Source organism: [Limnothrix rosea] IAM M-220 (assembly GCF_001904615.1).
GTDB lineage: Bacteria > Cyanobacteriota > Cyanobacteriia > Cyanobacteriales > MRBY01 > MRBY01.
Genome location: NZ_MRBY01000018.1, coordinates 1 through 14,448, shown reverse-complemented (window position 1 = coordinate 14,448; position 14,448 = coordinate 1). Strand labels below are relative to the sequence as shown.

The 14,448-nt window shown below is 46.4% G+C and carries 13 protein-coding genes; 7 read left to right on the top strand and 6 right to left on the bottom strand.

The genetic code is table 11. The features are described 5' to 3' along the window. Nucleotides 1-58 precede the first annotated feature (58 nt). Nucleotides 59-1,225, top strand: coding sequence for a chromate efflux transporter (gene chrA / locus NIES208_RS08885; RefSeq protein WP_075891861.1), 1,167 nt, complete (start codon nucleotides 59-61; stop codon nucleotides 1,223-1,225). 290 nt (nucleotides 1,226-1,515) lie between these two features. After that, nucleotides 1,516-2,766: a tetratricopeptide repeat protein gene (locus tag NIES208_RS08880; RefSeq protein WP_075891859.1), complete on the top strand. Its 1,251-nt coding sequence runs from the start codon at nucleotides 1,516-1,518 to the stop codon at nucleotides 2,764-2,766. Here the strand turns inward: NIES208_RS08880 and NIES208_RS08875 are convergent. The 3 genes from NIES208_RS08875 to NIES208_RS08865 form a co-directional block, all read right to left on the bottom strand. Beyond that, nucleotides 2,763-4,109 (bottom strand): cytochrome P450, encoded by a 1,347-nt coding sequence (locus NIES208_RS08875; protein ID WP_075891857.1) that lies wholly within the window; start codon nucleotides 4,107-4,109, stop codon nucleotides 2,763-2,765. The two genes, NIES208_RS08880 and NIES208_RS08875, sit on opposite strands and share 4 nt — an antisense overlap. Before the next feature lie 57 nt (nucleotides 4,110-4,166). After that, a complete protein-coding gene (locus NIES208_RS18580; protein WP_139325022.1) occupies nucleotides 4,167-5,114 on the bottom strand; it encodes a CAP domain-containing protein in 948 nt (315 codons plus the stop codon). Between the two features lie 63 nt (nucleotides 5,115-5,177). Further along, the gene (locus NIES208_RS08865; RefSeq protein ID WP_075891855.1) at nucleotides 5,178-5,651 is read right to left on the bottom strand and encodes a low molecular weight protein-tyrosine-phosphatase; all 474 of its coding nucleotides are present in this window, start codon (nucleotides 5,649-5,651) and stop codon (nucleotides 5,178-5,180) included. A gap of 138 nt (nucleotides 5,652-5,789) precedes the next feature. Here NIES208_RS08865 and NIES208_RS08860 point away from each other — a divergent pair, with 138 nt between their 5' ends. After that, nucleotides 5,790-7,163 (top strand): SGNH/GDSL hydrolase family protein, encoded by a 1,374-nt coding sequence (locus tag NIES208_RS08860; protein WP_084176580.1) that lies wholly within the window; start codon nucleotides 5,790-5,792, stop codon nucleotides 7,161-7,163. Nucleotides 7,164-7,355: 192 nt separating this feature from the next. On the opposite strand, the gene NIES208_RS08855 is transcribed toward NIES208_RS08860, so the two are convergent. Further along, entirely contained in the window at nucleotides 7,356-8,339 is a 984-nt protein-coding gene (locus NIES208_RS08855) for an NAD-dependent epimerase/dehydratase family protein (protein ID WP_075891853.1), read from the bottom strand. A 195-nt stretch (nucleotides 8,340-8,534) separates the two neighbouring features. On the opposite strand from NIES208_RS08855, the gene NIES208_RS08850 reads away from it, so the two are divergent. The 3 genes from NIES208_RS08850 to NIES208_RS08840 all read left to right on the top strand — a co-directional run bounded on the left by NIES208_RS08850 (nucleotide 8,535) and on the right by NIES208_RS08840 (nucleotide 11,891). Then, nucleotides 8,535-9,002, top strand: coding sequence for a glutathione peroxidase (locus NIES208_RS08850; RefSeq protein WP_075891851.1), 468 nt, complete (start codon nucleotides 8,535-8,537; stop codon nucleotides 9,000-9,002). Between the two features lie 360 nt (nucleotides 9,003-9,362). Next, nucleotides 9,363-10,550, top strand: a complete 1,188-nt coding sequence (locus tag NIES208_RS08845) for a hypothetical protein (RefSeq protein ID WP_075891849.1) — start codon at nucleotides 9,363-9,365, stop codon at nucleotides 10,548-10,550. 279 nt (nucleotides 10,551-10,829) lie between these two features. Continuing rightward, nucleotides 10,830-11,891, top strand: coding sequence for a M42 family metallopeptidase (locus NIES208_RS08840; protein WP_075891847.1), 1,062 nt, complete (start codon nucleotides 10,830-10,832; stop codon nucleotides 11,889-11,891). Here the strand turns inward: NIES208_RS08840 and wecB are convergent. Continuing rightward, nucleotides 11,888-12,988 carry a non-hydrolyzing UDP-N-acetylglucosamine 2-epimerase gene (gene wecB / locus NIES208_RS08835; protein WP_075891845.1) on the bottom strand — a complete coding sequence of 367 codons (1,101 nt, stop codon included), beginning with the start codon at nucleotides 12,986-12,988 and terminating at the stop codon, nucleotides 11,888-11,890. The genes NIES208_RS08840 and wecB overlap by 4 nt on opposite strands. Before the next feature lie 404 nt (nucleotides 12,989-13,392). Between wecB and NIES208_RS08830 the strand changes: the two genes are divergently transcribed. Beyond that, nucleotides 13,393-13,851 (top strand): hypothetical protein, encoded by a 459-nt coding sequence (locus tag NIES208_RS08830; protein WP_075891843.1) that lies wholly within the window; start codon nucleotides 13,393-13,395, stop codon nucleotides 13,849-13,851. A gap of 165 nt (nucleotides 13,852-14,016) precedes the next feature. Here the strand turns inward: NIES208_RS08830 and NIES208_RS08825 are convergent, their stop codons facing one another. Then, complete coding sequence (locus tag NIES208_RS08825) at nucleotides 14,017-14,376, bottom strand: hypothetical protein (RefSeq protein ID WP_139325021.1); 360 nt, start codon at nucleotides 14,374-14,376, stop codon at nucleotides 14,017-14,019. Nucleotides 14,377-14,448 lie beyond the last annotated feature (72 nt).

The following is a 14,448-nucleotide window of genomic DNA, read 5'->3' as shown; positions in this document are numbered from 1 at the left end:
CGGATTTATGACATGATTTTTTCAGGATTATGATTGCTCTTTTTAATGGCTGAAATTAATGGTGCAGTGGAACCGTATTCAGGAAGTCTCTCAGTTATTTTTACGTTTGGGTTTTACGGCCTTTGGGGGGCCGGTTGCCCATATTGCCATGATGCATGACGAGATTGTCAAACAGCGCCAATGGTTAACGGAGCAAGAATTTCTCGATATTCTTGGCACAACGAATCTCATTCCGGGGCCAAACTCTACGGAAATGGCTATTCACCTGAGTTACAAACGAGCTGGCTGGCTGGGATTATTATTTGGGGGGCTAAGTTTTACGGCTCCGGCGGTGGGGTTGATTTTGGTTTGTGCTTGGGCTTATCAAAATTTTGGGGGGTCGCCTCAGGGGGAATGGCTTTTGTATGGTGTGAAACCTGTGGCGATCGCCCTAATTGCGCAAGCATTATGGAAACTGGGCAAAAAAGCAATTAAAGGAAAATTTGCTGTTGGGCTGGCGGTTCTAAATGTTGTGTTATCGCTAGTTGGACTGCACGAATTACTATTGCTGGTGATGAGTGGTGGCATTGGTTTACTTAAAAAAGCGGGTAAAAATCTTTTCAAATCAGGCTCAAATCAAAACAAAAATTTGGCGATCGCCCCACTTCCTTTTCTGATGCCTATGAACTTGGCAACGGTTAGCGCAACAACCACAACAGCGAGCTTGCCTTGGGTCTTTTTGACTTTTCTGAAAGTTGGCGCGGTGATGTATGGCAGTGGCTATGTGCTATTAGCGTTTCTGCGGGCAGATTTGGTTGAGCGTTTGGGGTGGCTCACGGATCAGCAACTCCTTGATGCGATCGCCATTGGCCAGATTACGCCGGGGCCTTTGTCGTCAACGGCTACTTTTATCGGGTTTTTACTAGGTGGTTTTGGTGGTGCTGGCGTTGCCACATTGGGGATGTTTTTACCTTCGTTTTTGTTTGTGGCGGCGCTGAATCCGATTTTGCCGAAGCTAAACAAGTCCCAATGGTTTCGCGCTTTTCTCGACGGAGTGAATGTGGGAGCATTGAGCCTGATGACTGTGGTGACGGTGTTTCTCGCCGAGTCTTCCCTTGTCGATCCGCTGACAGTTGGGGTGGCGATCGCCGCGTTATTTTTATTAATTCAATACAAAGTTAATTCCCTGTGGCTGGTGCTCGGTGGTATGGCGATCGGCTTGCTACTGCCCTTCCTGCCCATTTGAGGCCGTCAAGGTTCAGCACGGCTTTATCGTCAAAACCACCAAGATCAAGACATTGAATCTGCTTGAAAGCCTGATTTTCTCCGGGTTAAACCCCTGAAACACCTATCAATCTTGCCGACGACAACTATGCCATGCATACATTCAATCCGGAAGATTTTTCGGAGGGATGTTACCAGCGAGGTCATGGAGAACTTTGCCGAGACCCAAAATACAACAAATCATCAACCTGATGATGCCTAAGTCATCGTGATAGTGGCATACTTTCGTTAGTGAGTGGGATAAAAAAAATAATGGGTGCATCCAGCATTGGTGAAGCAATTTATAACTATCAAAATGCGCTACAACTTTTCATTGCCCAGCCAAATCAACAGCACCTTTTAGAAACACTCTATGCCCGCGATCGCCTAGCGTATCTACTGAGGGAAAATTCCCCCATTTCCGTCGGCTATCAAGATCAACTCACCCACCTCGACCAAGAATTTAAACAACAAGCAAATCTTATTGTTGAAACCCTAGATTTAGCCCCGACCCGCGAAAGCTGTAGCCCATCGCCAGAAGCATGGTGGTGGTTTCCCGAAAAATTTTTGCAACCCCATGAACAAGATAAGCTCGACTGGGCATGGCGTAGCGGCACTCTTGTGGGCTGGACGGTTAATCTCGCATTGCTCACTGATATCACCACCAAATTTATTAGCGGCGGTATTGGTTTGGGGGGAGCGGGTGCAATTATTTTGCCGAGTTTACTGACCCTCGTTAAAGCCCGTGGCGACCTCACCGACGTTGGACAAAATAGTCTACGCAGTCTTTTTACTAAAATTGGGATCAAATCCCAGTGGCGTGAAGAGGCCACAATGGTTTCTACTTGGGCATTGTTCTTCGTGATTTTCGGGTTGTGGGCATCTCTCCCCCAAATCTCTAAGCTCTACAACTACCTCGGTCACCAGGCGGCTCAATCTGGCGATCTACCCACCGCTGAAGCAAACTATAAACGGGCGATCGCCCTCAAAGAAGACAACATGCAAGCCCATTACAACTTGGGCAATCTCTACGAAGATTTGCGGGATGTCGAGGCCGCCAAAGCTCAATACGAAATCGTTGCCAATGCCGAACCTGCAAATGCCGATAATAACGTTGCCCTCGCCCAGAACAATTTAGCGCGTCTGTTTATCCTTGAAGAAGACTATTCCAGCGCAGCTTCTCTGTTAACCGAAGTTAAAAATAATCTCCAATACGTTCCCGAAGATGTGCAGGAAGAAACGGGGCTTGTTTACAGCTTTAACAAAAACCTCGGTTGGGCAAGGTACAAACAGGAGCTCTATGACCAAGCAGATCTCTATCTCACCGCTGCTGAAGAAATTCGACCCGATGGCGCAGCAGCCCATTGTCTCCAAGCCCAAAATTTTGCAGCAAAAGATGAAACAACTCAGGCGATCGCCGCGTGGGAAAAATGCCGAGACCTTGCCGATCCGGCTCAACCCGACCAAGACAATTGGCTGGTGATGGCAATTAAAGCTTTGGACGCTGCAGAGGCTGGAAATTAATTGGTCGTAACGGGACTTTTGCGACGAGAGAATTTAATTTTCAAGCCATCTTTTGGTAAAGGCGTGGGAATCACTTGCATCGATAAATCTTGGTCGGGCAGCAATTCCCAATCGTAATTTCGTGCCAACATCGACACTAAAATTTTCGCTTCCAAACGGGCAAACTCTTTACCAATACATTCCCGCATCCCGCCACCGAAGGGAATAAAGCCAAATTTCTTTTGCTTATCTGCCATGCGCTCTGGCGAAAAACGATCTGGGTCAAAAAGCTTGTGTTCGGGGTAAAGGGTTTCGTCATTGTGAGTTTGCACAATTTGATATTGCACAGACCAACCCTTGGGAATTTGATAGCCCTTATACTCAAAGGTTTGAATAATTTCCCGGAAACCGCCGCCCACCGGAGGCACAACCCGCAATACTTCCTTAAACACTTGGTCGAGATAGGTCATTTTCTGGAGGGTTGCCATATCCAACTCGCCGTTAATCCCTAGCGTTTCTTGTTCAGCACGAATTTTTTCAAAGACATCACGATGCTGACCCACCAATAAACCAAAAGAAACCAATGAAGAGGTTAGGGTTTCATGCCCTGCGAATAGCAATAAAAGAATTTGATCTTTGAGTTCATCAATAGACAAAGATTTGCCGTCATCATCCTTCGCTTGAATTAATAAATCTAGCGCATCCGTAGGTTCAGAATTTTGGTTCGCGAGGCGATCGCCGATAATAATTTCCAGTTCTTTGAGGAGCTGTTTACGACATTTCATCGCTTTGCCAAAGGTTGTCCAAGGCAAATTGAGGGGAATTGAAAATAAACCTTTTACCCATTCCTCAAACAAGTTTGCCAAAGGCGTTTCTGCACCGCCGTCTTTACCGATAAACAATGTGCTGGCAACGTCAAAAGTGTATTTGCGCAGCTCGTCATACCAAGGAAATTCTTTTTTCTCTTCCCACTTGTCGAGGTAACGTTGGGTAATTTTCTCGATGGTAGGAATATAACTTTCAAGGGCACGGGGTTGGAATGCCTGAAAAATGATGCGTCGTCGGGAACTGTGAATGCCCCCTTCTTGGGTTGCTAGGGAATCAGAACCGAGGAGGATACGGGTACTTTTCGGCCAAGTAGCTTTTACATATTTATTCTCGTTGCGGAACAGCACTTCATTCGCTTCTGCACCCACCATCACCACTGTGGGGCTATTGAAAATATTGGTTTTAAAAACATCGCCGTACTGCTCTAGACGCTTCTTTTGGAAATTCCGATCTGTAAAAAACTCAATGGTTTCACCAATAATCGGTAAACCAAATTTTCCGGGGGGTAAGGGTAGTTCGTTGGGGGAGGAAGTCATGGGCGATCGCCTGTTGCCTTAGAAGTCAAACATTAAGCAAGGTAGCAAATTCCTAGGTTAATAGGGGCGCTCACCCACATAATTGCCGGGCGGATCGTAATTGCACACCCAAATTTCCCAGCCATTATCTTTGCGCACCATGCCGCAGCCGACTTCCGTAGTTTCTTCCCAAACGAGCTGTGTGTAGTGCCCGCACATTTTTCCGGGAGCACAACGGTTAGTTTGATAGTCGTAGTCTGCCACTTCGTTGCCCCACAAATTTACGACCTGTTCAGGGGAAAAGAAAATATTTGTGCCAGTAGCTAAATTTTCGCCAAAATCTGGATTATTGGGATTGTGTTGCATTCTTTGTTTCGCCGCCAACTCCTCAGCCCAATCCTGGGCGAAATCTGCCAATTCATCAGACCAAGTTAGGGGCGCAATGCCGACCTGCGATCGCCAGTAGTTATGAGCCGCTAACATCTCATCAATACCCGCCTGAGTTGATAAATCATAGGCCTGACTCGAAGCGTTATGCGTTTGGGTGACATCGACATTTTGAATGCGAAATATCGGCACATTTTCTTCAATGGCGCGATCGCCGTGGTACTGCACCGTAAAGGCTGGCCGACCAGCACTGATAATGCCGTAGAGAATCCTTGCCCGGAGCCATTCACCATCGCGCTCTACGTAAACGGGCTGATCTAAATCGATATCGGCAGTTTGAGTTTGGGGCTGCGATGCAAAATCACTAGGTCGTAATCGACTTGCGGGAACATCCTTCTCCAGAAAGCCCACATCAAGGTAAAGCACCCGATATAGCCGCATATCGTTATCCGCTGTCACCCCGATCACTTCGCCCGATCGCCACTGCCCGTTGCGATTAATCTCTAGGCGATCGCCAACTTCATATTCCCATTCAGCTTGGGCAACCAGTATTGCTGCTTGGAGCGGCTGTGGGCTGAAATTCAGACTACCAAAAGCAATACCAAGACCTAAAACTAGAGCAGCGGGAGATTTGAACATAGCAAATTCGGAAAGTGACGCTACCAATCCAAGACCCAAGGCGATCGCCAAAAGTTGCCGCTTTTATAATTCTTTTTTGACTTCAGTTAAAAGACCATCACAGGCATCCAGCAACAAATCAATCACATAATCAAAACCCGAATCACCGCCATAGTAAGGATCCGGCACTTCCGTATCACGGAAATTTTCGGCATAATCACACATCATTTTTACCTTATCGCCGTACTCACCCTTGCGGTCTAGGGACAAAATATTACGGTAGTTGTCATTGTCCATCGCCAAAATCAGATCAAAATCTTGAAAATCTGCCCGGCTAAATTGTCGCGACTGACCTAAAAGTTTAATGCCTTTTTTCCGTGCCGCTGCCTGCATCCGCCGATCCGGGGCAGAGCCGACATGGTAGCTGGATGTACCCGCCGAATCACAAATAATTTGATCCGCTAAATCTTCTTCCTCAATTAAATGGCGCATAATATTTTCTGCCGACGGAGACCGACAAATATTTCCGAGACAGACGAACAAAAGTTTGTAGGCCATGGCGATCGCTCCAAAAAAACACAAAATAACACCGCGCTTTATTCTAAATGGCTCCTTAAAAAATCACTAATGCCCATGACAAAATCACCATCTGCCTTAAAAATAAGGAAGGATTTTGTTGCAAAGGAAAAAAACCGCATGTTTAAGCGTCGTCGGCGTTATTCGTCCTATGGTGGAAGCAGAAGACGAAAAAAGAAAATTTCTCCTTGGACGATTGTCGTCGCGATTCCCCTAGCCCTGATTGGTTTGGAGATTTTAGCCAGACTCGGTTCTCGCTATTTTGAGAAAGGCGAAGACCAGCTCTCCCGGGAGGCGATCGCCTACAGCCTCAAATTTGTAGACGAAGACCGTAGCGAATACCAAGGTCTCGACAATCGCGGCAAACTGCTCGCGACAGAATCTATCTCCACAGGCTACGAACTGATTGGCGAACAACAAACGGAATTTTTTACCCTCAACGACCAGGGTTTCCGCGATGACGAGCCACTCCCCCTAGAAAAACCCCAAGGTGAAATCCGTGTTTTTGTCCTCGGTAATTCTGCCGCCTTTGGTCGCGGTGTCACCGATAACGAACAAACCCTTTCCCATCGCCTCGAACAACTTTTACAGGAACGTGTCCAGCGGCAACAACAAAATCCCGGCATTTATCGCCCTGATGTTTTTCCCTTTTTTGCGCCTTCGCGAGAGCCTCTCCTAGAAAAGCCCGCAAAAATTAAGCAGGGAAATTACCGCGTTATTAATGTGGCAGTACCCGGCTATAGCTCTGGGAATGAGTTGGCGCAATTTGCCCTAGAAATTCTGCCCTACCAACCCGATGTGGTGATTGTGCTCAACGGCTACGAAGATTTGCTCCTCGAAGCTGAGGCTGAAGCTACCGATATTCCCAAACTTAACGAATTTGCCAAAGATCCAGATCGTTATTTCCAGCAATACATCCGCGATTCCTTTGGCAGCAAAATTAAAAAAAGTGCCCTCATTCGGACGATTATTAATCTAACGTCGAAAAAATCCAATGCTCAGGTGGGTGAGGTTCTGAGTATTCGTGAGCGCAATGAGCAATCCCTTGCGGCTCAACTGCCCAGCTCTGAAGAGGCCTTTAATGGTCGAGTGGCGCGCTACCGCAATAATCTCAAACAGTTAGTGAGTCTTTGTAGTTCTGCCAGCATTCCGCTGTTGGTGGCCATTCAACCGGAAATTACGGGTCGCCCTGAAGGGCAACTTGACCCGACGGAACAAGCGGTTTTAAATCAGTTGCCTGAAGGCTATGTGGAGGGTGTCACAACTTATTATCCCCGGATGGTGGCAGCGGCGCAGGAACTTGAAAAGGCATTTCCCAACAATCTTAAGGTGCTGAATTTTTATCAATTAAATAATAAATTCCCCTCGCCAACCTTCATTGACCCCATCCACTTTAATGGGGAAGCCCATGGGGAAATGGCACAACAGATCTATACGGCGATCGCCAGTATTGAGAAAATGCAGATTATCCCGGAGAATTTTTATCTCGATTAAGGGACATATTAGTTAAAACGGTGAGAAGGGACGTGGGGACATGGAGATGCGGGGACATGGAGATGCGGGGACATGGAGATGCGGAGACATGGAGATGCGGGGACACGGAGAGACTCATTTTAAAGTTAAAAAATCTCCCGTTCACCGCGTCATCATTAGTGAGCAATTTTGCTGCACTAACCCACGATTCCCTTAGGATTTACGGGGGATTCCCGCGCTGGTGAGCACATGGGTAAGCTTCGGGCAGGAAGACTCTAAACCGAAGCTGCGGGGACTATAGGTTTTTTGGTAAGTAAAGTGGCGATAATCCATACAAAAGCGATCCCAAGCGGCCATCTGAATGCGGAAAACTTTAATAATGACTTTGGCGAGTCCAATGGAGAGGGGAATCTTAAAGTAAACTTTCTGGCCGCGATGTTCGCATAGTTGGGCGATCGCCTCGTCTACTGTTAACGGTTCATTGCCGAGGACAAATAAACGATTTTGATCTAGCTCACCTTCTGGCAGATCAAACCGGATAATTGGCGGCTGTTGAGCCAGATGACGCACCACCGTGGCAATATCCTCACCGTGAATAAAGTGGAAGCTTCCGTCAGCACTAAAAAATTTTGCTAAACCTAACCACTTAATGACTTCCTTGAGGCCACCAGAAAGGTGGGAATAGGGTTTATCGACTGCACCACCGGCGACTAATGTCGGGAAAACCACCGTAATTTTGGGGGCGAGCTTTAGGGTTTTGAGTTTTTGATAGCATTCATATTTTGTGCGGACATAGTCAGTGCCTAAATCCCGCGCTTCTGTCAAAATTTCGTTGTCACGTCCTAGCAGGCTTGCCGTTGAGAAATAAATAATTTGCTCGCAGATGGTGGGGTCAAGGAGATCAATCAGTCGCGCTGTTTTCACCACATTGGTTTCGAAGGATTCCTGCGCACCGCCCCACGCCGTTGCTGCTAAAATCGCCACATTAATGGTTTGCAGTAGATCTGCTTGGGCTTCAATGTCCATCAAATCCCCCTGGACAACGTGAATGCCTTCTCTGGCATTGGTATCAAACTGGAGTTTTTGGGGCGATCGCACGAATAGGTAAAGCTCATAATCCGTGTGCCGAATAAATGTTTCAGCGAGATAATGCCCGATACAGCCACTAACGCCAGTGATAAAGACCTTTTTTGTCATGAATGGGGGGAGTTGCAGAAATGAACCATTAGTTTAGTACGACAGCGCCCTAGACAAAATTGTGCCATGGCCTAAAACTTAGGGGGGATTTGATTATCGTCAAGGGTCTCTATGATAGATGGGACTAATGGAGTAGCATGTTCTCGAAAAAATGACCGATAATGGTGAATGTCGTAATATTTTTTTAAGAATTACATGCCCTTACCCACCCAAAGCCTCACTACTTTAGATGGCACTCCCCTTGCGCCTGAGACAATCGAGAATAAGGTTGTTTTATTTGTAAATGTTGCAAGCCAGTGCGGTTTGACTCCCCAGTACAGCGGTCTTGTGGCACTCGATAAAGAGTATGGCGATCGCGGTCTTGTGATTATTGGTGTCCCCTGTAATCAGTTTGGCGCACAAGAACCGGGCAGCCCTGATGAAATTAAAGATTTCACCAAGAGCAAGTATGACGTTGAGTTTACGCTCCTCGAAAAGCAAGATGTCAATGGTGCAAACCGTAGCCCGCTTTATCAGTTCCTCGTTGGTGAAGGTGATGATATTGCTTGGAACTTTGGTAAGTTCCTCATTGGCCGCAATGGTGAAGTGATTGAGCGTTTTGAGCCCCAAACTGCTCCTGATGATGCAGCGCTAAAGGCTGCTATTGAAAAGGCACTTGGTTAATTTTCTCGTCATCTTCTGAAACAGAAAACCAAATTTTTGGCGATCGCCCTACACTGAGATACAGTAAACCTCCAGATTATCTGTGGAGTTTAGCTAAACTCTCACTAGGGCGATTTTTTTGAGACTAAAGCCTAGCCTGTTTTCTCGGACAGCTGGCAAACCGTCCTGATCTTTTCATTGGGTGTTCTACCATATCATGTCTGAAACTAAAGCCTGACAAGCCTTTCGGCGACTCCTTCCCCTTCAAGACTGTCATCACCATAGACCAGTTGAGAGAGTGGCACAGTATCGTCCGGATCCCATTACCATCACCGATAGATTCAAGGTGTCGAACACAGCAATCTACCGAGACGAAACCCAATGAACACTAACACAATTTCTTCTACTTCTTTCTCTTCTACTCTCCAAACTTGGCAACCGGAAAATCTCGAGCTAGATGGTCTCCAGATTTGGATTGAGGCAGAATTTAAACATCAACTTGATACCAGCTTCAAAATGATTCGGGCGATCGCCACTCGCATGACCACTGAAGTGAAGCGTATCTGCGAAAAAAGCAACCGTATCCAAAACTCCGGCGATATTCCCGCTTGGGAAAAATCCCTCGCTCGCCACCGCATCACCAAATGTGTCGGTTATTTTCGCCTCGGTTCTGCCCAGGGTCGTGCTGAGCTACATAGCAAACTCAGTGTCATTGTTTACCGCTATATCGCGCCCTCTCGCGCTCAGTTAGGCTTCTCTGGTCGCTACACCTTGATCGAAGACTTTATGCAGGACTTTTATGCCGAGTCCCTCAAAGCCTTCCGTCGGGAAAATGATGTCCCGGAAGATTATCAGCCCCGCACTCGCCTTGAGTTGGCGGAATACATGGCTTTTACTGAGCAGTATGCAAAGCGCTCGATTACCTTGCCCGGCGGCTATAGCCAGCAGCTCATCATTCTCCGTGCCCAAACTTTTGCGAAGCGGATGCCGAAAGAAGCTGTGGTGGATATCGAAAAGGCGACTGAATTTTCTAATGACGAAAATCCGGCACAACGTTATTCGGCGACCATGCAGCAGGTGCGTGCCCAACTCGTTAGCGATGTCCATGACCCCACGGAAGGTGCTACCCGCGATCGCCTGATTACAGCGCTTTTTCAATATTTTGAAGATCAAGGTCACAAGGACTGTGCTGATTATCTAGCGCTCAAATTACAGGATCTCCCTGCCTGTGAAATTGATGAGATTTTAGGGCTCACGGCTCGTCAACGGGACTATCTCCAACAGCGTTTTAAGTACCATGTGGAAAAATTCTCCCGCAATTCTAACTGGAAAATTGTCCACCAGTGGCTAGGGGCGGAGCTAGAGCAACGCCTCGGCTTGACGGATTCGCAATGGGAAACTTTCTGTGACAATCTAAATGATCTCCAGCTTGAGATTATTGGGCTACGTCGTGAACAACTCTCTGATAAGGCGATCGCCGCTGAACTTGGTTTAACGCCCAAAAAAGTTCAGAAGCAATGGACTACAATTCTTGAGATGGCATGGGAAATCCGTAACAAAAAAGCTTAGTCACGCAGTGACTAAACTCCCACTACTGTCAAAATCTAGGTAGTCTATGACAAAAATTATTTTGTTCTGTCATCAGCATCTTCCCCCGCCTCGTTGCATCATTTGTAGCGGGGTTCTCGCTTGTCAGGTATCAGTGAACAGGTATCAGTGAACAGGTATCAGTGAACAGGTATCAGGTATCAGTGAACAGGTATCAGTGAACAGATATCAGTATTGGCTATTAATGTGCTATTGGTTAACTCTAGGTTAGAGATGATGGTATATGGGGGATGATTGGTAATGAAGGAGAGGTTTGATGGGTTATTTGAGCAGATCGAAACGTTAGTGATGCACCATTCTCCCAGTGGTATGGAGGGGGAAATTGATCGGTATTTGCTCAACATCTTGACTGATTTGGAGTTAGAGCCTTGGCAGGATCGAGCGGGGAATATTTTGGTCAAAATTGCCGGAACTAACCCTGATGCTGGGGCGATCGCCATTACTGCCCATAAAGATGAAATTGGGGCGATCGTTAAAGAAATTCAACCGCAAACGGGTCGGGTGTTAATTCGAGCGTTGGGTGGTGCTTATCCTTGGATCTACGGGGAAGGGGTCATGGACATCATTGGTGACTATCAAACTATTCCCGCAATTTTAAGCTTTGGGTCACGCCACGTTTCCCATGAGTCGCCTCAGAAAAAGCTCCAAACAGAAACTCCTGTGCAATGGCAACAAGCTTGGCTCGAAACCAAGTGTTCACAAAAAGAACTGGATCTTGCCGGGGTTCGAGCAGGTAGTCGAGTAGTGGTGGGCAAACATCGTAAAGCTCCTTTTCGTCTCAAGGATTTCATCGGTAGCTATACCCTCGACAATAAAGCATCCATCGTAATTCTCATTGAGCTGGCAAAACGCCTCAAAAATCCGCCCCAAGATGTTTATCTCGTTGCCTCTGCCAAGGAAGAAGTTGGTGCATTAGGGGCGCTCTACTTCAGTCAAAATACGAAAGTTGATGCGCTAGTTGCCCTCGAAATTTGTCCCCTCGCACGGGAATATGCGATCGCCTCGGGAGACAGACCCGTTCTCTTGCACCAAGATGGCTACGGTATTTACGATGATGGCCTAAACCAAGAAATTATTGAAGCCGCCGCCAGTATTCGCCGACCTTTACAGCAAGCAATTATTCAAGGTTTTGGTAGTGACGCATCCATCGCCATGAAATTTGGCCACATTAGTCGCGGCGCTTGCCTGAGTTTCCCCACCGAGAATACCCACGGCTATGAAATCACTCACCTAGGGGCGATCGCCCACTGCATCGATATCCTCGAAGCCTATTGCAATGATGCCGATAAATTAACGACTTAATCTAAAAAATCACGGACAATTTTGAGGATTTGTTTAGAGCTTGTACCATCCCCAAAGGGATTGGTTGCCGTTGCCATTTGATCATATTGCTGGCGATCAGTGAGCAATGCTTTTGTCGCTTCAAAAATATCGGTGGAGTCAGTACCGATTAGTCTTGCAGTGCCTGCCGTCACGGCTTCAGGCCGTTCAGTTGTTTTGCGGAGCACCAAAACAGGTTTCCCTAAACTGGGCGCTTCTTCCTGCAATCCACCCGAATCGGTCAACAACAAATCACAACGCTGCATCGCTCCCACCAACTGGGGGTAATCTAAAGGCTCGGTTAGGAAAATCCGAGGATGTTCCCCTAAAATCTGCTGAATCGGTTCGCGCACTTTTGGGTTGCGGTGCATCGGTAATAAAATCGCCACATCGGAAAAAGCTTCGACAATTTTTAAAAAGCCCTGCAAAATATTATCCAGCGGTTCACCCCAATTTTCCCGGCGATGCACAGTTGATAAAATTACCCGCTTCGCTGACCAGTCTAAACCCGGAATTTCACAGGTTGGCTCCGATGCTGCCACGGTCAATAATGCATCGATAACCGTATTCCCTGTGTGGTATGGCTGACCTAAAATATCTGACTTTTTGAGGTTGGCGATCGCCTGATCTGTCGGCGCAAAATGCAACTGTGAAATTTGCGAAATAAGACGACGATTTGCCTCTTCAGGAAAGGGGTTGAGAATATTGTCAGTACGCAAACCTGCTTCCACATGTCCCACGGGAATTTGTTGATAAAACGCCGCTAAAGCCGCCGCAAATGCTGTTGTTGTATCGCCCTGTACCAAGACAATATCAGGGGATAATTCACGATAAATTTTCTGGAGACCATCCACACTACGGCAAGTAATATCAGACAACGTTTGGCCGGGCTGCATAATCTCCAGATCAAAATCAGCCGTCAAATCAAACCACTGCATCACCTGATCAACCATTTCGCGGTGCTGACCTGTCAAAATTACGGATGTTTCAAAATCAGCCGCTTGCCGAAACTGACGAATGACAGGAGCCAATTTAATGGCTTCTGGTCTCGTCCCAAGGGTGATACAAACTGAGGGCATACAACTCTCACCAAAAGATCTTTCGCTATCTTATAGCTTTTTCCCTAGCCCAAAAAAACTAGGAAGCATTTATAGATAGCGCTTTCCTCCTAATCTATCAGATGGTCGTTTGCTGAAATTTGCAAAAAGACCATAGGCCTATTCACGACTTTCTCGGTCTATTTGTCTTCTCAAACCTTGTTCGGATATGACCCTGAAAGGTCAGTCGGTGTGGCGATCGCCCTTTAAAATCCAGAATATCCCAAGCTTTAACCCAAGCTCTAAATAGATGTGTTGTGGCAGAGCAAAGCTTGGTTTCAACAGCACATGTCGGAAGTAATACGATTACACCTCAATGACTCTACATAGATAGAATAGCTTTATGGGTGCGATAAAAATTCCATTTAAATAGAGTAAAAAATATCATGAAAAGCCTCGGCATTCTAGTCATTTTAGTTTCTGCGGTTTTGTTTGGATGCGACAATAGCAGCGCCCCTGTCGATGTTTCTAATACTTCCACTGATTCGACACCCACAGAGGTTACGGAAGCCTCAAGCGAAATCACTCCGGTTGAAATTACTGATGCGTCAACATTAGCCGCCGAATATGTCGTAAACGGAACAAACCCTAACGGCTCAGGGTATGTCGGTCAGGTCGATGTGGCGACAAATACTGATGACTCAGTCACATTGGAGTGGACGATCAATCAGGATAAATGGACTGGTCTTGGAGAAATCACCAATGAGGGAAAGTTGTATGTTCGATATGAAGGTGGTTTCAGCGGCGATGGTACTTGGACATTGATGTCAGATGGTTCGCTAAGTGGTGAATGGAAAGCGGATGGTGACGATCAAAGTGGCACTGAAATCTGGAAAAAACAATAATAAAAATCACAATTTTCCTCGTTAAAAAAACTTTCTAAACATCAATAAAAAGAGAGGAAAAGAGGGGGAGTTTGTTTGAATATGCAAAAACGAAGAATCAAGTTTTTCTTCTAGCTCGGCGATCGCCTGTCAAAAATTATTAACTTGCCAACATGGGAATTAATTTTATTTCCTAGCAACTCTCTTCGTCTTGATATATGTACTAAGCAAACCTAGAGCTGAGCCTGCGGGAGTCATACCAATCAGAAATGCTCTTTTCATGACGTATTCAAATTGTTCACCAGTAAAAGATTCAGGAGTAATTCCTTCCAGAGGGCCATAGGGCAATAAAATTGATGCAGCGCCCCAAGTCAAGATACCAGCGCAGCAAAAAAGAATAAACCAGAATAAACCTTTCTTCGTAGATTTGCGCCTGATTAACAGAAAGAGAATGATGACGACGGCAAAGGTTAATACTCCTACCAGAAAACCGGCTATTAGAGCCCCAAAAACAAGTCCTCCCATTCCTAAAATAATCATTCCCATTTCTATAATTTATCTAAAGTAACGTCAGTTATGGATAAGAATGTAGCCAAAATTCTTTAGAGAAAAGGAGAC

Excerpts from the sequence above, each read along its gene's own strand:
- chrA (WP_075891861.1), top strand. The coding sequence starts at position 59 with ATGGTGCAGTGGAACCGTATTCAGGAAGTCTCTCAGTTATTTTTACGT.
- NIES208_RS08880 (WP_075891859.1), top strand. The coding sequence starts at position 1,516 with ATGGGTGCATCCAGCATTGGTGAAGCAATTTATAACTATCAAAATGCG.
- NIES208_RS08875 (WP_075891857.1), bottom strand. The coding sequence starts at position 4,109 with ATGACTTCCTCCCCCAACGAACTACCCTTACCCCCCGGAAAATTTGGT.
- NIES208_RS18580 (WP_139325022.1), bottom strand. The coding sequence starts at position 5,114 with ATGTTCAAATCTCCCGCTGCTCTAGTTTTAGGTCTTGGTATTGCTTTT.
- NIES208_RS08865 (WP_075891855.1), bottom strand. The coding sequence starts at position 5,651 with ATGGCCTACAAACTTTTGTTCGTCTGTCTCGGAAATATTTGTCGGTCT.
- NIES208_RS08860 (WP_084176580.1), top strand. The coding sequence starts at position 5,790 with ATGTTTAAGCGTCGTCGGCGTTATTCGTCCTATGGTGGAAGCAGAAGA.
- NIES208_RS08855 (WP_075891853.1), bottom strand. The coding sequence starts at position 8,339 with ATGACAAAAAAGGTCTTTATCACTGGCGTTAGTGGCTGTATCGGGCAT.
- NIES208_RS08850 (WP_075891851.1), top strand. The coding sequence starts at position 8,535 with ATGCCCTTACCCACCCAAAGCCTCACTACTTTAGATGGCACTCCCCTT.
- NIES208_RS08845 (WP_075891849.1), top strand. The coding sequence starts at position 9,363 with ATGAACACTAACACAATTTCTTCTACTTCTTTCTCTTCTACTCTCCAA.
- NIES208_RS08840 (WP_075891847.1), top strand. The coding sequence starts at position 10,830 with ATGAAGGAGAGGTTTGATGGGTTATTTGAGCAGATCGAAACGTTAGTG.
- wecB (WP_075891845.1), bottom strand. The coding sequence starts at position 12,988 with ATGCCCTCAGTTTGTATCACCCTTGGGACGAGACCAGAAGCCATTAAA.
- NIES208_RS08830 (WP_075891843.1), top strand. The coding sequence starts at position 13,393 with ATGAAAAGCCTCGGCATTCTAGTCATTTTAGTTTCTGCGGTTTTGTTT.
- NIES208_RS08825 (WP_139325021.1), bottom strand. The coding sequence starts at position 14,376 with ATGGGAATGATTATTTTAGGAATGGGAGGACTTGTTTTTGGGGCTCTA.